We start from the raw sequence: 15,607 nt of genomic DNA on the forward strand, positions 1-15,607 counted from the left end.
CACCCCGCCAGCGGACGTCCACGACGACGGGCCGCGCACGGCCGACCGCGGCATCGGGCGGCTCAAAGCGTCGGGGACTGGTGGAGATAACGGCCGTCGAAATCCGCGAGTTCCAAGAACTTCTGCTCGTCGAGTACGGTGACGCGGCCGCGCTGAAATTCCACGATCCCCTCCTGGCGCAACTGCTTGATCACCCGGTTGGCGTGGACCGCCGTGATCCCCAGGGCCTCGCCGATCTGCTCCTGCGTCAGCGGCATCTCGAAAGTGTTGCCGTCCACGCGACCGATCACCCTGAGGCGCTCGCGCAGCTCGATCATGACATGGGCGAGGCGTGCAGGCGCCGGACGCTGGCCGACATTGACGATCCACTCGCGAAACATCGCGGCGTCGATCAGCGTGTCCCGCCAAAACATCTCGGCGACGACCGGCCTGCGTTGGTGCAATCTTCGCAGCGTATCGTGGCTGATGAAGCCCAGCGTGCATGGCGTCAGCGTCGAGAGCTCATGGTCCATCACGTGCAGGAACAGGCTCATCAGGTCCGGGATCTCGCCCGGAATGTGCAGGGAGAGAATCTGTCGCTTGCCGCTCGCGATCGTCTTGGAGCGCGCGCAAAATCCCTCGACAATCAGGCAGCATTCGGTGGCCCGCTCGCCATCCCTCACCACGGGCGTCTCCGCCGGATACTGTCTCACCGCGATCGGAAGCGCTTCGATTTCTCTGACATCCTCCTCCGAAATGCCGGAAGAGACGCGCAAACGCCTGACAAGCGCAGCACGAATCGTGTCGCTGGGCACGCGAAGTCGCTCCGTTTGCATGAATTGGACCCATGGCGCGCCGGGCGCCGCCGTCATGAAACCCGCGATCCGCGCCCCCGTTCCAACAAAAGTTAAGGACGCCGCTCGCGTCCGCATGGTTGGCTCCGCGCCGGAAAGGCCAAACCATGACCAAGAAACGCAACCGTACAAAACCGGCCCTGTCTCTCCAGGAGCGCTTGGACAAGTTCACGCAAGAGGCCCGCGCCGCCGCCAGGAAGCTGCCGGCCGGCGCCGAGCGCCACACGCTGTTGCAGAAGGCGCGCGACGGCGAGGCGGCCGCGGAGATGGAGCGCCTGCTGTCCCCGCCCGGTCCGCAAGCCCCGAAGTGATCTGCGACGCGCTACGCCGCTAGCGCTTCGCCATCAACTCGAGCGCCGGGGCAAAGCGCTCGGAAAACGTCAACGTCTTGGCGTGGTGAACTGCGGCAAACGATGCCGAGATTCCTGCTGAGGCGACCGCGAGCAAGGCAATTGCGAAAACCAGACGGCGCATTTTGGCCTCCTGTGTGAGCTCGACTACCCCACACAGATGGGACGGCTCTGTTTCAGGACGGTTTCGTGCGAACAGAAAATGGCTTCGCTCAAGAGGCTGTGATGAGGTCCTGTCGCGGGGCCGCAGCCGCCATACACTAATAGGTAGTTGCTGCTGTCTTGCAGCGGGTGCGAGCCGTGTCGGGAATTTTACGCACGCGCTCACGATCCTGAAATCGCAAGACTGCCGCAACAGGCAACATTTGCAGGAGTGCAAAGTCTTCGAGGATCACTCACATGAACGTCGTCATTCAGAAGCTCAATGGCCTATGGCACCTCATCATCGGATCGAGCCGGATCCGAACGCCCTTCCTGGAAACCCAGGAGCGCGCGCTGGTCGTGACTTACGCCCGGCGCATCTACCCCGGCGCCAAGATCTTCCAGCGCGACTGATCTGAGCCGCCGCGCCTAATCGTCGTCCGCCGGCCCGCACCAGCCCGGCAGATAGATCGCATCCTTGCTCTTGGCCGCGGACAGCGCCTTTTCCAGCGCCTTGTCGAAATTGGCATCCACCGCCTTGCGCGACAATTTCCGGCGCAGATAGTCGGCCCACAGGAATTCGGAGAACGGCGTGGTGTCCTTGGCAAATCCCCCCAGGCGGCGGAGCTCGCCGGCGAGGCTGCGGAAGGGATCGTCCCTGAGATCGGCGACCGATTTCGGCAGGTCGCGGAACGGCCGCCTTTCGCCCTTGGAATCGTAGGGATAGACCCAGCGCTTGTTGTCCATCACGCCCCAGAAGGCCTCGCGCTCGACCATCCTGAGGTCGCCGACGACAGTCACCAGCACTTCCTTGACGCCCTCGTCGTGCAATGCGCGGCCGAGATGATGATGGTCGATCACGTAGTAACGCTTGTCCGGCCCGTACACGACGGGGATCATGTGCTTGCCGAGCAGATCGGCCTGCTTCTTGCTATCGTGCTCGCGCCAGCGTTTGCGCTTCTCCTTGACCTCGCGCATGCCGACCGTCATCTGCGTCGGCCGAAGCGACAGGATCGGCACCGGATGCACCCTCGGCTCGCGCGCGTTCGTGGTCATGGTCGAAGAGCCCCTCACATTGTTGGTTGCAACCGGTGGTCCAGGTTCCATGATTATGCCATGGGCCTTGCGGCGACAAAATGCGTTCGGCGCGCAAAGGGAGATCACAAGCCGATGTTCGCGGGACCGGGCACGGCAGGTGCCATGGCTGTTTTGCAGCGCAACCCCGCGCATCCTGACACCGGCATGAAGACCGCTCTCGCGGGCCCTCGCGAAGAGGTCGTGCAAAAGCGCAATACACGTACGCGTTGAGAAGATTTTCTGCAACGCGTTCACCACGTATGCTATCAAAAACCGCTGCTTCGGAGTGATCCTCGCACCATGAAATCCCAGCGGCCCATAAGCTCTGATGAGGAGCACCGGGTGCTCCAGTTCAGGCCGCGCACCTCCCCCTCCCCGACGGTCCACCGGGGCAACGGCACCGTGCAGCCGATGCGCGGCGCGCCCAAGCCGCTCGACCTGTCGCGCTACGAGCAGCCCCGCACCGAGCCGGACGATTTCCGCCACCGCATGCTCGCCAACATCGCCGCGCTCGCCTTCACCATCGCGCTGACCGCGATCGGGATCTGGCTCGCCGTGAGCATCGCCGACCTGCGCCGGACCCAGGACTGCGTGCTGATGGGCCGCCGCGACTGCGCCAAGATCACGACGCCGCACATCTAGGCCCGGCCCGCCGCCGATCCCCCGCCGCAAAGGGGCTCCGGCAGGCATCCCCAGCTCCGTCCCTTGCTGTCCCCTTGGCCTGCCCGGCTCCATTGAACTCAGGGCGGCGCTCCGATATACGGGCTCTCGACCCGGCCAGAGGGGGGTTGAGGGCGTCATCAGGGGCGCGATGCCCACCCGCCATGCCACTCTGGAACATCTGACAAATATCTGCAATATATCAAAGGCTTAGTGATGTCCTCCACATTCGATCAGGTCGCTACGATCATCGCTGAAACCTGCGACATTCCGCGCGACACGATCACGCCGGATAGCCACGCCATCGATGACCTCGGTATCGACAGCCTCGATTTCCTCGATATCGCCTTTGCGATCGACAAGCAGTTCGGCATCAAGCTGCCGCTGGAAAAGTGGACCCAGGAGGTCAACGACGGCAAAGCGACCACCGAACAATATTTCGTGCTGAAGAACCTGTGCGCGCGCATCGACGAGCTGGTTGCAGCCAAGGGCGCGAGCGCCTAATCGGGCGGCCATGCAACTCGAATACTTTCACATGATCGATCGCATCGTCGACCTCAGGGTCGACGAGAAGACGATCGTCGTCGAGGCCCAGGTCCCGAAGGAAAGCACCGTCTTCGAGGGACACTTCCCGGGCTATCCCTTGATGCCCGGCGTGCTCCTGATCGAATCGATGGCGCAGGCCTCGGGCTGGCTTCAGCTCGGCGTGTTCAAGTTCGAGCGCATGCCGATCCTGGCCGCCGTGAAGGAGGCCAAGGTGCGTGGCTCGGTGTTCCCCGGCGACCTCATGAGCATCGAGGCGAGCCTCTCCTATGAGGGCTCGGGCTATGCCATGACCGAAGCCAAGATCAAGGTCGGCGGCAAGCTGCGCGCGAACGCGGCGCTCACCTTCACGCTGATCCCCTTCCCCAACGCGGACATGCGCGGATACATGGCGAAAGTCGCCGAGCGCGTCGGCTTTCCGCAGCAGGCCGTATCGCCATGACTGACACCGCTTCGAAGCCCGGCCAGACGGAAGTCTGGATCACCGGCATTGGCCTTGCCACCTCGCTCGGCGAGGGCCTGGACGCCAACTGGGCCGCGCTCCAGGAGAAGCGCATCAATGTCGACGAGAAGGGCTTTGCGCCCTACATCGTGCATCCGCTGATGCCGGTCTCCTTCGACAGCCAGATCCCGAAGAAGGGCGACCAGCGCCAGATGGAAGCCTGGCAGCGCATCGGCACCTATGCCGCGGGCCTCGCGCTCGACTCTGCGGGGATCAAGGGCAACAAGGATATCCTGTCGAAGATCGATATGGTCGTGGCCGCCGGCGGCGGCGAGCGCGATCTCAACGTCGACACCGGCGTGCTCACGGCCGAGGCCAAGGGGGCGAATGCGCCCGGCTTCCTCAACGAACGCCTGATGAGCGATCTCAGGCCGACGCTGTTTCTGGCCCAGCTCTCCAATCTCCTCGCCGGCAACATCGCCATCGTGCACGGGCTCGGCGGCACCTCGCGCACCTTCATGGGCGAAGAGGTTGCGGGCGCCGATGCGGCCCGCATCGCGCTCGCGCGCATCGCCTCGGGCGAGAGCGACATCGCCCTGATCGGCGGCTCGCACAATGGCGAGCGCAAGGACCTCATGGTCCTCTACGAATTCGGCGACTTCAACCTGAAGGACAAGTTCGCTCCCGTCTGGGCGCGCAAGGACCACGCCGGCTTCGCGCTCGGCTCGGCCGGTGCCTTCCTGGTGCTGGAATCGCGCGCGCACGCGGAAGCCCGCGGCGCAAAGCCGTTCGCGAAACTGTCGAGCGTGGTGGCCGATCTGGCCCGGCGCAAGCAGCCCGGCGACATGGCGGCGACGCTGGAGAAGCTTTGGGCCAAGCTGCCGAAGCGCGAGGGCAAGGGCGCGATCATCACTGGCGCGACCGGCGCAGAGCCCGCGACATCCGAGGAGCGCGGCTTCCTGAAGGACCACGCCGACTTCCCGGTTCGCTCGACCGGCACGATGTTCGGACACACCATGGAGACGCAATTCCCGCTCGGAATCGCGCTCGCCGCGCTGTCGATCTCGCGCGGCGCACTGTTCCCGCCGAACGATTCCACAGGGACCGAGATTGAAATGCAGGGGGCACCCACCCAGATTGTGGTCGTGGGGGCCGGACACTGGCGCGGCGAAGGCATGGCGCTGGTCGAGGCCGTAAGCCAGCTCTAGCGGGGGATCGACATGACTGCACCACGCGACAAATTCGGGCGTCCCGTCGTCGTCGTCACCGGCATGGGCATCATGACCTCGCTCGGCGCCGGCAAGGCGGACAATTGGGCGAAGCTCGTCGCCGGCGAATCCGGCATCCGCACCATCACGCGCTTTCCGGTCGACGGCCTGAAGACGACGATGGCCGGCACGGTCGATTTCGTCAGCGTCGATCCGTTCTCCTCCACCGGCCTGTCCGAGCGGATGGCCGAGATGGTCACGCAGGAAGCGCTCGAGCAGGCCGGCATCGGCGCCAACGCCGATTTCCCGGGCCCCCTCTTCCTCGCGGTCGCGCCCGTCGAAGTCGAATGGCCGCAGCGCCGCGAGCTCGGCCGCGCCGTCGGCAAGCTCGACTTCACCTATGACGACCTGCTGCGCATCTCCGGCGGCGGCAAGTACAGCGCATATCATCACCGCTTCATGTTCGGCTCGGTCGCAGCCCATCTCGCCGAGACCTTTGGCACCAAGGGCTCGCCGATCTCGCTGTCCACGGCCTGCGCCTCGGGCGCGACCTCGATCCAGCTCGGCGTGGAAGCGATCCGCCGCGGCGAGACCGATGCCGCGCTGTGCGTCGCGACCGACGGCACGGTGAATCCGGAAGCGCTGGTGCGCTTCTCGCTGCTTTCGGCACTGTCGACCCAAAACGATCCGCCGCAGGCGGCTTCCCGCCCCTTCTCCAAGAACCGCGACGGCTTCGTCATGGCCGAAGGCGCCGGCGCGCTGGTGCTGGAAAGCTATGAAGCGGCGACTGCGCGCGGTGCAAAAATCCTCGGCGTGATCGCCGGCTGCGGCGAGCTCACCGATTCCTTCCATCGCACCCGCTCCTCGCCCGACGGCAAGCCGATCATCGGCTGCATGAACAAGACGCTGGCCGATGCCGGCATGACCCCGGACCAGATCGACCACATCAACGCGCACGGCACCGCGACGCCAGAAAACGACAAGATGGAGTACAACACGACATCGGCCGTGTTCGGCGATCTCGTCTCGAAGATTCCGGTCACCTCCAACAAGTCGATGGTCGGCCACACCATCTCGGCCGCAGGCGCGGTGGAGGCGATCTTCTCGCTGCTGACGCTCGAGCACCAGCGCATCCCGCCGACGATCAACTACGAGACCCCGGATCCCACGATCCTGTTCGACGTCGTCGGCAACAAGGCGCGCGATGCGCGCGTGACCGCTGTCATGTCGAACTCGTTCGGCTTCGGCGGCCAGAACGCCTCGCTGATCCTGACCCGCGAACCGGCCTGACCGGACGCATGGCGCTGCTTCCTGCGAGCACGAAGGCCCGCGCGCGGGAGGCTGCCAAATCGATCGGCGGCGGCCTGATCGGCGCCGCCACGGTCGGCATGCTGCGCACCACGCGCTATTTCGATCCGGTCAAGACCTCGGACTTCTTCTCACGCGTTGTGAAGCTGATCGGCCCGCGCCTGCGCGAGCACCGGATCGGCCGCGCCAATCTCACCGCTGCATTTCCGGAGAAATCGCCGGAGGAGATCGAACAGATCCTGATGGGCGTCTGGGACAATCTCGGCCGCGTCGGCGCCGAGTTCGCCCATATGGACCACGTCTGGGATTACGACCGCGACCATCCGGAAGTGAGCCGGATCGAATTGCCCAAGCGCAGCATCGAGCTGTTCGACCAAATCCGAGACGACGGCAAGCCGGCGCTGATCTTCGCCGCGCACCTGGCCAACTGGGAATTGCCCGCGCTCGCCGCTGTCGCGCATGGCCTCGATGCCGCGATCCTGTACCGCCGGCCGAACATCGCCTCCGCCGACCGCATCATCCAGGAGATGCGCCAGGTCAACATGGGCACGCTGATCCCTGCGGGGCGCGATGCGCCGCTACGCCTCGCGCAGGCGCTGAAGGACGGCAAGCACGTCGCCATGCTGATCGACCAGTATCTGACCGGCGGCGTCGAGGTCACCTTCTTCGGGCGCAAGACCCGCGCCAATCCGATGCTGGCGCGCCTCTTGCGCCAGGTCGAATGCCCGATCCACGGCGTCCGCGTCATCCGCAAGCCCGGCGGCCGCTTCGCCGCGGAGTTGACGGAGGAAGTCCCGCCGGTCCGCGATGCCGACGGCAAGATCGACATCCAGGGCACGACGCAGGCGATCACCAACGTGGTGGAAGGCTGGGTGCGCGAGCATCCCGAGCAGTGGTTGTGGCTGCACCGCAGGTGGCGGTAGCTACGCCGTCATTGCGAGGAGCGAAGCGGCGAAGCAATCCAGAGCGTCTCCGCGAATCGATTCTGGATTGCTTCGCTTCGCTCGCAATGACGGGTGCCGCACGTCAGCGCCCCGTCTTCACCTTGGTCCAGAGCCGGTTGATGATGCGCTGGGTCGCCGGCTCACGCGCCGTGATGACGAACAGTTTTGCGAGCGTCGCTTCGTCCGGATAGATGTTCCTGTCGCCCAGGATTTTCGGATCGACCAGCTTCTGGCTGGCGAGGTTGCCGTTGGCATAGGACAGGAAGTCCGAGTTCTTGGCGGCGACGTCCGGGCGGTAGAGATAGTTGATCAGCTCATAGGCTTCGCTGACGTTCTTGGCATCCGCGGGGATCGCGAGATTGTCGAAGAACATCTGCGCGCCCTCCTTCGGGATCGTGTAGCCGATCTCGACGCCGCTCTTGGCTTCCGCAGCGCGGGCGCGGGCCTGCATGATGTCGCCGGACCAGCCGACCACGAAACAGATCTCGCCGGTGGCAAGCGCGCTCAGATATTCGGACGAGTGGAACTTGCGCACGGACGGGCGAACCTTGGCGACGGCATCGGCGGCCTTCTCGAGGTCCGCCTGCTTGGTCGAGTTCGGATCGAGCCCGAGATAGCTCAGCGCCGCCGGAAAGATGTCGTCGGCGGAGTCGAGCATGTGCACGCCGCAGTCTTTGAACTTGGCGAGGTTCTCCGGCTTGAAGACGATGTCCCAGCTGTCGATCTTCGCGTCGGGTCCGAGGATCTGCTTCACCTTGGCGACGTTGTAGCCGATGCCCGTGGTGCCCCACATGTAGTTGGCGGCGTAGACGTTGCCGGGGTCGTAGATGCCGAGGCGCTGCGTCACGACAGGCCAGGCATGGCTAAGGTTCGGCAGCCTCGACTTGTCGAGCTTCTGGAAGATGTTGGCCTTGATCTGGCGCTGGAGGAAATAGGCCGTCGGCACCACGACGTCGTAGCCGGACTTGCCGGCCATCAGGCGCGTCTCCAGCGTCTCGTTGGCGTCGAACGTGTCGTAGATCACCTTGATGCCGGTCTCCTTGGTGAAGGCCTCAAGGACATCAGGCGCCATGTAGTTGGACCAGTTGTAGAAGTTGACGACCCGCTCCTCGGCGCCTGCGGGGGCGGAGAGCAACGTCAGCGCTGCGGCGATCGCGAGGCCAAAGCCAAAGCCAAAGCGAAGTCCGGAGCGGCCGACGTTCGTCATCTCTGTCTACCTCTTGCGTCCACGCACGGCGTCCGACAGCCGCTCCAAGGCGGTGTCAAGCGTCTGGTCCTTCTTGGCGAAGCAGAAGCGCACCACCGAGGTCACGGGGTCCTGCTCGTAGAACGCCGAGACCGGGATCGCCGCGACCTTGTAGTCCTTCACAATCCGCCAGCAGAACTCGGTATCGCTCTCGTTGAGCCCGAGCGGCGACAGGTCCACGGTGAGGAAGTAGGTGCCTTGCGACTTCAGCACGGGGAAGCCGAGGCTTTCGAGCCCCTTGGTCAGCCGGTCCCTGCTCCGCGTCAGGTCCTTGCGCATCGACAGGAAGTAGTCGTCGGACTTGCCGAGGCCGTAGGCGACGGCGGCCTGCAGGTTCGGCGCGGTGGTGAAGGTCAGGAACTGGTGCACCTTGGCGGCGACGCGCAATAGCGGCGGCGCGGCGCAGACGAAGCCGATCTTCCAGCCCGTCAGCGAGAAGATCTTGCCGGCCGAGCCGACCTTGATGGTGCGCTCGCGCATACCCGGAATCGTGATCAGCGGGATGTGCTTGTGCTCGTCGAAGGTGACGTGCTCCCAGACCTCGTCGCAGATCGCAATGACGTCGAACTCCTGGCAGTAGCGCGCCAAGAGCTCGAGATCCTCGCGCGGATAGACCACCGCGGAGGGATTTAAAGGATTGTTGAAGAGCACCGCCTTGGTCTTTGAATTGAAGACGCTTTTCAGCATGTCCTCATTCAGCCGCCAGTGCGGCGGCTCGAGCCGGACGAGGCGCGGAATGCCGCCGGCCTGACGGATGATCGGCAAATAGGAATCATAGACCGGCTGGAAGCAGACCACCTCGTCGCCGGGCTGCACCACCGCGAGGATGGCCGAGGTCAGCGCCTCGGTGCCGCCGGAGGTGACCATCACCTCGCTCATCGGATCGAGCTTGAGGCCGTGCCAGTGGCCGTAATGGGTCGCGATCGCCTGGCGCAGCTCCGGCAGGCCCATCATCGACGGATACTGGTTGTAGCCGTTCAGCGAGGCGTCAGCCGCGGCGCGGCGGATGTCCTCGGGGCCGGGATCGTCAGGAAAGCCCTGGCCGAGATTGATGGCGGCGTTGTCGCGCGCGGCCTGCGACATCGCCTCAAAGATAGTGACGGGAAGGTCGGCGAAGACCTTGTTCAGGGACGAGCTCTTGGACATCGGCCGGATCAGCCACCGACCTTGCTGGGAAGACCTGCCGCCTTCCAGCCCAGCATGCCGCCGGCCAGATGCTTGTCGTAAGGCAGGCCCGCCGCCTGCGCCGCGAGCGAGGCCGTCACGGAGCGCTTTCCCGAGCGGCAGGCGAACACGACCTCCTTGCCTTGGGGATCGGGGATCGCCTTGGGGTCGAAGGTCGAGAGCGGAACCACGACGCCGTAGGGATAGGCCTCGGCGTCGACCTCGTTCGGCTCGCGGACGTCGACGAGCAGATAGCGCCCTTCCGCGACACCCTTGGAGACCTCGTCCGGGGTCAGATCCTGTACTTGATTTGCCACATCATCCTCCAACGTCGCGAGCCGCATGCCGGGGCGATCCCGGCGGGCGGCAACCTCGCCTCTCGGGAGACGAAAATCAAGCGCTCCAAAGGCTTGAGCCGCGCGGCGCAAGTTAAAGCTAAATCGCAGCGACTTGAAGTCCGGCGTTCAGGATGCCCTCACCACGCATTCGGTGTCATTCCCCGCGAAGGCGGGGAATCCAATACGCCGCGGCCTCGCCGTATCCCCTCGCCGTCTCTGGAATACTGGATCGCCCGGTCAAGGGCCGGGCGATGACAGCGGTGGAGACGGACGTGCGCCAACTCGGACGCTAGATAGTCACCTGCGTTCCGACCTCGACCACGCGGCCGCTAGGGATCTGGAAATAGTCGGTGGCGTCGTTGGCGGAGCGGCTGAGCGAGATGAACAGCCGGTCCTGCCAACGCGGCATGCCGGAATGGGCGGCGGGCTTCAGCGCCCTGCGCGACAGGAAGAACGAGGTCGACATGATGTCGAACTGCCAGCCGAGCTTGCGGGCGATCGCCAGCGCCTTCGGCACGTTGGGCGATTCCATGAACCCGAACTTCAGCGTCACCTTGGAGAAGGTCGGGCTGATCTGCTCCAGCCTGACCCGCTCGGCCGGGTCGATCCGCGGGGTCTGCGCGGTCTCGATGGTGAGAATGACATTCTTCTCGTGCAGCACTTTATAGTGCTTCAGACTATGCATCAGCGCGGTCGGGGCGCTGAGCGGGTCCGAGGTCAGGAACACGGCCGTTCCGGGCACGCGCTGCGGCGGCCGCTTCTCCAGCATGGCCACGAGGTCGGCGAGCGGGAACTCGAGCTTGCGCGATTTCTCGAACAGCAGCCGGCTGCCGCGCCGCCACGTGTACATCAGGATGATCATGAGCGCACCGAGGGCGAGCGGCACCCAGCCGCCCTCGAACACCTTGAGCAGGTTGGCGGCCAGGAAGGTCAGGTCGAGGAACAGGAAGGGCGCGATGAGCGCGGCCGCCGCGAGCGGCGACCACCGCCAGACCTTCCAGATCACGACGAAGCCCATCATCGCCGTGACCACCATGGTGCCGGTGACGGAGATGCCGTAGGCGGACGCCAGCGCGCTCGAGGAGCGGAACAGCAGCACCAGGAGCACCACCGCGACCAGCAGGAGCTGGTTGATGCGCGGGATGAAGATCTGGCCGGAATGGGCTTCAGACGTATGGCGAATTTCAAAGCGCGGCAGCAGCCCGAGCTGGATCGCCTGGCGTGTCAGCGAATAGGCGCCGGTGATGACGGCCTGGCTTGCGATGACGGTGGCGGCGGTGGCGAGCACGACCATGGCGCCACGGATCCAGCCTTGCGGAAACAACTGGAAGAACGGGCTCTCGATCGCCCCGGGATCACCGAGCACGAGCGCCCCCTGCCCCAGATAGTTCAGCGCCAGCGATGGCAGCACGATGAACAGCCAGGCGGTCTGGATCGGCCGTTTGCCGAAATGGCCGAGGTCGGCATAGAGCGCCTCGGCACCGGTGACCGCCAGGAACACCGCGCCCAGCGTCACGAAGCCGATGATGCCGTGGTGGAGCATGAAGGACACGGCATAGAGCGGGTTCAGCGCGAACAGCACCTGCGGCTGCGCGATGATCGGATGGATCGCCGCCACTGCAATGACCGCGAACCAGACGCACATGATCGGGCCAAAAAAGGCGGCGACGCGGGCGGTGCCGCGCGACTGCACGGCGAACAGGCCGACCAGGATGATTACGGTCAGCGGCACGATGTAGGGCTCGAACCGCAGCGTGACGTCCTTCATGCCTTCGATCGCCGACAGCACCGAAAGCGCGGGGGTGATGACGGCGTCGCCGTAGAACAGGGCGCCGGAGATGATGCCGAGCAGGACGATGGTCGCCCCGCCGGTGCCGACCGCGCGCTGGGCCAGCGCCATCAGCGCGAGCGTGCCGCCCTCGCCGTTGTTGTCGGCGCGGAGCAGGATCACGACGTATTTGAGCGTCACCACGACGATGAGCGCCCACAGGATCAGGGAGAGCACGCCGAGCACGGCCGCCGGCGTAGCGAGCCCGTCGGTGCCCGAGGAGGCCGCCGTCACGGCCTCGCGGAACGCGTAGAGCGGACTGGTGCCGATGTCGCCATAGACCACGCCGATGCTGCCGAGCGTCAGCGCGCCGAAACGGGCCGTGGTGTGGGCCTCGCCATGGCCATTGGCCGCCGCCGTTTCCGGGGCGGGAACTGCTACGTCGCTTGTCATGGGAGAGCCCGGTGGCCTCTAAAAATGCTTCACTGCACAACGGCGGAAGAGCGCGGGCTTATAGTCCTGCGCTGTCGGCATAGCCTAGCCCGTTTTTGGGCCCTCGCCATGCAAATTTTGCATGGATCCGCCAATTGCGTTCAGATGGTGACTTGGGTGCCGACTTCAACCACCCGTCCCGTGGGAATCTGGAAATAGTCGGTAGCGTCGTTGGCGGACCGGCTTAGCGCGATGAACAAGTGGTCCTGCCAGAGCGGCATCCCCGACTGCGCCGAGGCCTTCAGCGACCGCCGCGACACGAAGAACGACGTCGACATGATGTCGAACTGCCAGCCCTGCTTGCGCGCGATCGCGAGAGCCTTGGGGACGTTCGGCTGCTCCATGAAGCCGAAGCGCAGGCGGACCTTGGAGAACTTGTCGCTGATCTTCTCCATCCGGAACCGCTCCGACAGATCGACCCGCGGCGTATGCGCGGTCTCGATGGTCAGGACCACGTTGTGCTCGTGCAGCACCTTGTTGTGCTTGAGGTTGTGCAGCAGCGCGGTCGGCACGAAGGATGGATCGCTGGTCAGGAACACCGCCGTGCCCTTGACGATATGCGGCGGCCGCTTCTCCAGGCTCCGGATCAGATCGTCCAGCGGCACCTCGATCCGGCGCGTCTTCTGGATCAGGATTCCCGAGCCCCGCCGCCAGGTCCAGATCGTCCCCGCCATGGCTGCGCCGAACAGCAGCGGCACCCAGGCGCCTTCGAGCAGCTTGAGCAGATTGGCGCTGAAGAAGCTCATGTCCACGACGACGAAGGGCAGGATCACGGCAGCCGCCGTAGCCGCGCGCCAGTTCCACAATTTCCAGATCACGACGAAGCCCATGATGCCGTCGGCGACCATGGTGGTGGAGACCGCGATGCCATAGGCCGAAGCCAGATTGCTGGGGGTGTGGAACAACAGCACCAGCAGCATCACGCCGATCAGCAGCAGCCGGTTGACGCGCGGCAGATAGATCTGGCCGGCATGGCTTTCGGAGGTGTAGCGCACCTCGAAGCGCGGCAGCAGGCCGAGCTGCACGGCTTGATAGACCAGCGAATAGGCGCCGGTGATCACCGCCTGGCTCGCGATCACGGTCGCCGCCGTCGCAAGACCAACCAGCGGCAGCACCAGATGCTCGGGCACCATGCGGTAGAAGGAATGCTCGATCGCGCTGGGATCGGACAGCACCAGCGCGCCCTGGCCGAAATAGTTGATCAAGAGCGAGGGCAGCACGAAGAACATCCAGGCCGCCTGGATCGGCTTGCGGCCGAAATGACCGAGATCGGCGTAGAGCGCCTCGCCGCCGGTCACCGCCAGGAACACGGCGCCCAGCGTCACCAGGCCGATCGTGCCGTGCGACAGCAGGAATTGCAGCGCGTAATAGGGATTGATCGCGGCAAGTACCGACGGATCGTCGGCGATGTGGACGGCGCCCATCACGGCAATACACGTGAACCAGACCACCATCACCGGCCCGAAGGCCGAGGCCACCAGCGCGGTCCCCTTGCTTTGGACCGCGAACAGCAGCACCAGGATGAGGACGGTGAGCGGCACGACGTAGTGCTCCAGGGCGGGCGTCGCGAGCTTCAAGCCCTCGACCGCCGACAGCACCGAGATCGCCGGCGTGATCATGGAATCGCCGATGAACATGGAGGCGCCGACCACGCCCAGCGCGAGCAGGAACCAGCTTCGCCGCCCGAGCGCACGCTGGCCGAGCGCCATCAGCGAGAGCGTACCGCCCTCCCCGTTGTTGTCGGCGCGCAAGAGCAGCAGGACGTATTTGGCGGTGACGACGATCAGCAGCGCCCACAGGATCAGCGAGAGCACGCCGAGCACCATGACCCGCGTGACCGGCTCGCCATGGGCCGCGCCCCGCACCGCCTCGTGGAATGCGTAGAGCGGCGAGGTGCCGATGTCGCCGAAAACGACACCGATGCTCCCGAGCGTGAGCGCCCAAAAGCCCGATGTGACCGGCCCTTCCTGGGTCTCGGTCGATGTGATGCTCGCCGTCATGTGGATGGAAAACGCTTCGTCCCTGAATTTGATCCGGCGCCTTTTGACGCTTCCGGCGCGCCTGTCAATCGGCACCCCACCTTAGCAGGCGCCGGGCCGAATGCTGTGACGGCGCAGCCACGCTCGTCGCCTGCGCGACGAGATGCCTCAGGTAAGATGGTAGCGCAAGGGGCTTATCGTTTGGACATGATCCCCGCGCAAACGCGTGTCGCGTTTGTCGCGAAGGAGAACCGGTGCCCACTTCTCCGGATCATGCCTACGGCTTCAAATTCGGCGGCAGTGGCGGATCCTCGCGCATCAGGGTGATGGTCACGCGCCGGTTGGCGGCCAGCGAGGGATCGTCCGGAAACAGCGGCTGGGTGTCCGCCTTGCCGGAGACGGCGAAGATGTGCGAGGCCGGCAGGCCCTCGCGCTCGAGGATCTGCCGCACGGCATTGGCGCGGTCGGCGGATAGATCGAAGGCACCGTAGTCGCTACGGGTCGGCACGAAGCCGGCCGCGGTGTGGCCGGCGATGGAGACGCGGAGCGGCGTGGCCTTGAGCGGAATCGCCAGCTTCTCGACCAGGCGGCGGGTGCGGTCATAGGGCACCTTGGAACCGTCGGCGAACATCGAGCGGCCGTCCTGGTCGACGATTTCGAGATTGAGACCCTGCTTGGTCTCCTCGAACATGATGTGCTTGGACATCTCGGTCAGTTCCGGCATGTCCTGCAAGGCCTGCCGCAGCGAGGCCGCGGCGAGCGCGAAATTGCGGTCGACCTTGATCTTCGCCCCCGACGTGCGGTCGCGGTCCTCCTGGTCCGGGGTCGGCGTGTTGGAGGCATCCTCGGGCTGGATATGGTCGACGTTCTTGAGCCGCGGGCGCGTCGGCAGGCCGTCGGACTCGACGATGCCGGCGTAGCGCGCTTCGCTCTGCACGCCGAAGGCGTCGCGCATCGAACCGGCGACGATCTTGAGCTTGTTGGCGTCCTGCGTCGAGAATGCGACGAGCATCACGAAGAAGCTCATCATCAGGCCCATCAAATCGGCGAAGGTCACGAACCAGCCGTGACCGCCCCCGTGAGCATCGCCGCGCTTCTTCTTGGCCATGGCTGT

General features: G+C 65.1%; 17 protein-coding genes. 8 read left to right on the forward strand and 9 right to left on the reverse strand.

Features of this window, described 5'->3' with window-relative positions:
* Positions 1-62: 62 nt before the first annotated feature.
* Positions 63-794, reverse strand: a complete 732-nt coding sequence (locus EI171_RS28655; RefSeq protein WP_028170880.1) for a Crp/Fnr family transcriptional regulator — start codon at positions 792-794, stop codon at positions 63-65.
* A 146-nt stretch (positions 795-940) separates the two neighbouring features.
* On the opposite strand from EI171_RS28655, the gene EI171_RS28660 reads away from it, so the two are divergent.
* Complete coding sequence (locus EI171_RS28660) at positions 941-1,144, forward strand: hypothetical protein (RefSeq protein WP_011086594.1); 204 nt, start codon at positions 941-943, stop codon at positions 1,142-1,144.
* Between the two features lie 19 nt (positions 1,145-1,163).
* Here the strand turns inward: EI171_RS28660 and EI171_RS44990 are convergent, their stop codons facing one another.
* The gene (locus tag EI171_RS44990; protein ID WP_165448150.1) at positions 1,164-1,307 is read right to left on the reverse strand and encodes a hypothetical protein; all 144 of its coding nucleotides are present in this window, start codon (positions 1,305-1,307) and stop codon (positions 1,164-1,166) included.
* Positions 1,308-1,582: 275 nt separating this feature from the next.
* Here EI171_RS44990 and EI171_RS44995 point away from each other — a divergent pair, with 275 nt between their 5' ends.
* Positions 1,583-1,738: a hypothetical protein gene (locus EI171_RS44995; RefSeq protein WP_165448149.1), complete on the forward strand. Its 156-nt coding sequence runs from the start codon at positions 1,583-1,585 to the stop codon at positions 1,736-1,738.
* 15 nt (positions 1,739-1,753) lie between these two features.
* Here the strand turns inward: EI171_RS44995 and EI171_RS28665 are convergent, their stop codons facing one another.
* Positions 1,754-2,380 carry a ParB-like protein gene (locus EI171_RS28665; protein WP_028170879.1) on the reverse strand — a complete coding sequence of 209 codons (627 nt, stop codon included), beginning with the start codon at positions 2,378-2,380 and terminating at the stop codon, positions 1,754-1,756.
* A 321-nt stretch (positions 2,381-2,701) separates the two neighbouring features.
* Here EI171_RS28665 and EI171_RS28670 point away from each other — a divergent pair, with 321 nt between their 5' ends.
* The 6 genes from EI171_RS28670 to EI171_RS28695 all read left to right on the forward strand — a co-directional run bounded on the left by EI171_RS28670 (position 2,702) and on the right by EI171_RS28695 (position 7,485).
* The gene (locus tag EI171_RS28670) at positions 2,702-3,043 is read left to right on the forward strand and encodes a hypothetical protein (protein WP_028170878.1); all 342 of its coding nucleotides are present in this window, start codon (positions 2,702-2,704) and stop codon (positions 3,041-3,043) included.
* Between the two features lie 234 nt (positions 3,044-3,277).
* The gene (locus EI171_RS28675; RefSeq protein ID WP_007592476.1) at positions 3,278-3,565 is read left to right on the forward strand and encodes an acyl carrier protein; all 288 of its coding nucleotides are present in this window, start codon (positions 3,278-3,280) and stop codon (positions 3,563-3,565) included.
* A gap of 10 nt (positions 3,566-3,575) precedes the next feature.
* A complete protein-coding gene (locus EI171_RS28680; protein WP_161535332.1) occupies positions 3,576-4,046 on the forward strand; it encodes a 3-hydroxyacyl-ACP dehydratase FabZ family protein in 471 nt (156 codons plus the stop codon).
* Positions 4,043-5,254, forward strand: coding sequence for a beta-ketoacyl-ACP synthase (locus EI171_RS28685; protein ID WP_161535333.1), 1,212 nt, complete (start codon positions 4,043-4,045; stop codon positions 5,252-5,254). The genes EI171_RS28680 and EI171_RS28685 overlap by 4 nt, the downstream gene beginning before the upstream one ends.
* Positions 5,255-5,266: 12 nt before the next feature.
* On the forward strand, positions 5,267-6,544 hold the full coding sequence (locus tag EI171_RS28690; protein WP_011086589.1) for a beta-ketoacyl-ACP synthase: 1,278 nt from the start codon (positions 5,267-5,269) through the stop codon (positions 6,542-6,544).
* An 8-nt stretch (positions 6,545-6,552) separates the two neighbouring features.
* Positions 6,553-7,485 carry a lipid A biosynthesis lauroyl acyltransferase gene (locus EI171_RS28695; RefSeq protein ID WP_161535334.1) on the forward strand — a complete coding sequence of 311 codons (933 nt, stop codon included), beginning with the start codon at positions 6,553-6,555 and terminating at the stop codon, positions 7,483-7,485.
* Positions 7,486-7,588: 103 nt separating this feature from the next.
* Here the strand turns inward: EI171_RS28695 and EI171_RS28700 are convergent, their stop codons facing one another.
* The 6 genes from EI171_RS28700 to EI171_RS28725 form a co-directional block, all read right to left on the reverse strand.
* Positions 7,589-8,713 (reverse strand): polyamine ABC transporter substrate-binding protein, encoded by a 1,125-nt coding sequence (locus tag EI171_RS28700; protein ID WP_161535335.1) that lies wholly within the window; start codon positions 8,711-8,713, stop codon positions 7,589-7,591.
* Positions 8,714-8,719: 6 nt separating this feature from the next.
* Positions 8,720-9,898, reverse strand: coding sequence for an aminotransferase (locus EI171_RS28705; protein ID WP_011086586.1), 1,179 nt, complete (start codon positions 9,896-9,898; stop codon positions 8,720-8,722).
* A gap of 8 nt (positions 9,899-9,906) precedes the next feature.
* Complete coding sequence (locus EI171_RS28710) at positions 9,907-10,233, reverse strand: rhodanese-like domain-containing protein (protein WP_028170872.1); 327 nt, start codon at positions 10,231-10,233, stop codon at positions 9,907-9,909.
* 310 nt (positions 10,234-10,543) lie between these two features.
* Positions 10,544-12,475, reverse strand: a complete 1,932-nt coding sequence (locus tag EI171_RS28715) for a potassium transporter Kup (protein WP_161535336.1) — start codon at positions 12,473-12,475, stop codon at positions 10,544-10,546.
* A gap of 140 nt (positions 12,476-12,615) precedes the next feature.
* Positions 12,616-14,514 carry a potassium transporter Kup gene (locus EI171_RS28720; protein WP_063921615.1) on the reverse strand — a complete coding sequence of 633 codons (1,899 nt, stop codon included), beginning with the start codon at positions 14,512-14,514 and terminating at the stop codon, positions 12,616-12,618.
* 256 nt (positions 14,515-14,770) lie between these two features.
* Positions 14,771-15,601: a flagellar motor protein MotB gene (locus EI171_RS28725; protein WP_011086582.1), complete on the reverse strand. Its 831-nt coding sequence runs from the start codon at positions 15,599-15,601 to the stop codon at positions 14,771-14,773.
* Positions 15,602-15,607: the final 6 nt, after the last annotated feature.

This window comes from Bradyrhizobium sp. LCT2, assembly GCF_009931255.1.
Taxonomy (GTDB): domain Bacteria; phylum Pseudomonadota; class Alphaproteobacteria; order Rhizobiales; family Xanthobacteraceae; genus Bradyrhizobium; species Bradyrhizobium diazoefficiens.

What these genes read in the sequence shown, in the direction of transcription:
- EI171_RS28685 (WP_161535333.1), top strand. Translation starts at nt 4,043, where the DNA reads ATGACTGACACCGCTTCGAAGCCCGGCCAGACGGAAGTCTGGATCACC.
- EI171_RS44995 (WP_165448149.1), top strand. Translation starts at nt 1,583, where the DNA reads ATGAACGTCGTCATTCAGAAGCTCAATGGCCTATGGCACCTCATCATC.
- EI171_RS28695 (WP_161535334.1), top strand. Translation starts at nt 6,553, where the DNA reads ATGGCGCTGCTTCCTGCGAGCACGAAGGCCCGCGCGCGGGAGGCTGCC.
- EI171_RS28660 (WP_011086594.1), top strand. Translation starts at nt 941, where the DNA reads ATGACCAAGAAACGCAACCGTACAAAACCGGCCCTGTCTCTCCAGGAG.
- EI171_RS28705 (WP_011086586.1), bottom strand. Translation starts at nt 9,898, where the DNA reads ATGTCCAAGAGCTCGTCCCTGAACAAGGTCTTCGCCGACCTTCCCGTC.
- EI171_RS28665 (WP_028170879.1), bottom strand. Translation starts at nt 2,380, where the DNA reads ATGACCACGAACGCGCGCGAGCCGAGGGTGCATCCGGTGCCGATCCTG.
- EI171_RS28690 (WP_011086589.1), top strand. Translation starts at nt 5,267, where the DNA reads ATGACTGCACCACGCGACAAATTCGGGCGTCCCGTCGTCGTCGTCACC.
- EI171_RS28715 (WP_161535336.1), bottom strand. Translation starts at nt 12,475, where the DNA reads ATGACAAGCGACGTAGCAGTTCCCGCCCCGGAAACGGCGGCGGCCAAT.
- EI171_RS28725 (WP_011086582.1), bottom strand. Translation starts at nt 15,601, where the DNA reads ATGGCCAAGAAGAAGCGCGGCGATGCTCACGGGGGCGGTCACGGCTGG.
- EI171_RS28720 (WP_063921615.1), bottom strand. Translation starts at nt 14,514, where the DNA reads ATGACGGCGAGCATCACATCGACCGAGACCCAGGAAGGGCCGGTCACA.
- EI171_RS44990 (WP_165448150.1), bottom strand. Translation starts at nt 1,307, where the DNA reads ATGCGCCGTCTGGTTTTCGCAATTGCCTTGCTCGCGGTCGCCTCAGCA.
- EI171_RS28670 (WP_028170878.1), top strand. Translation starts at nt 2,702, where the DNA reads ATGAAATCCCAGCGGCCCATAAGCTCTGATGAGGAGCACCGGGTGCTC.
- EI171_RS28680 (WP_161535332.1), top strand. Translation starts at nt 3,576, where the DNA reads ATGCAACTCGAATACTTTCACATGATCGATCGCATCGTCGACCTCAGG.
- EI171_RS28675 (WP_007592476.1), top strand. Translation starts at nt 3,278, where the DNA reads ATGTCCTCCACATTCGATCAGGTCGCTACGATCATCGCTGAAACCTGC.
- EI171_RS28700 (WP_161535335.1), bottom strand. Translation starts at nt 8,713, where the DNA reads ATGACGAACGTCGGCCGCTCCGGACTTCGCTTTGGCTTTGGCTTTGGC.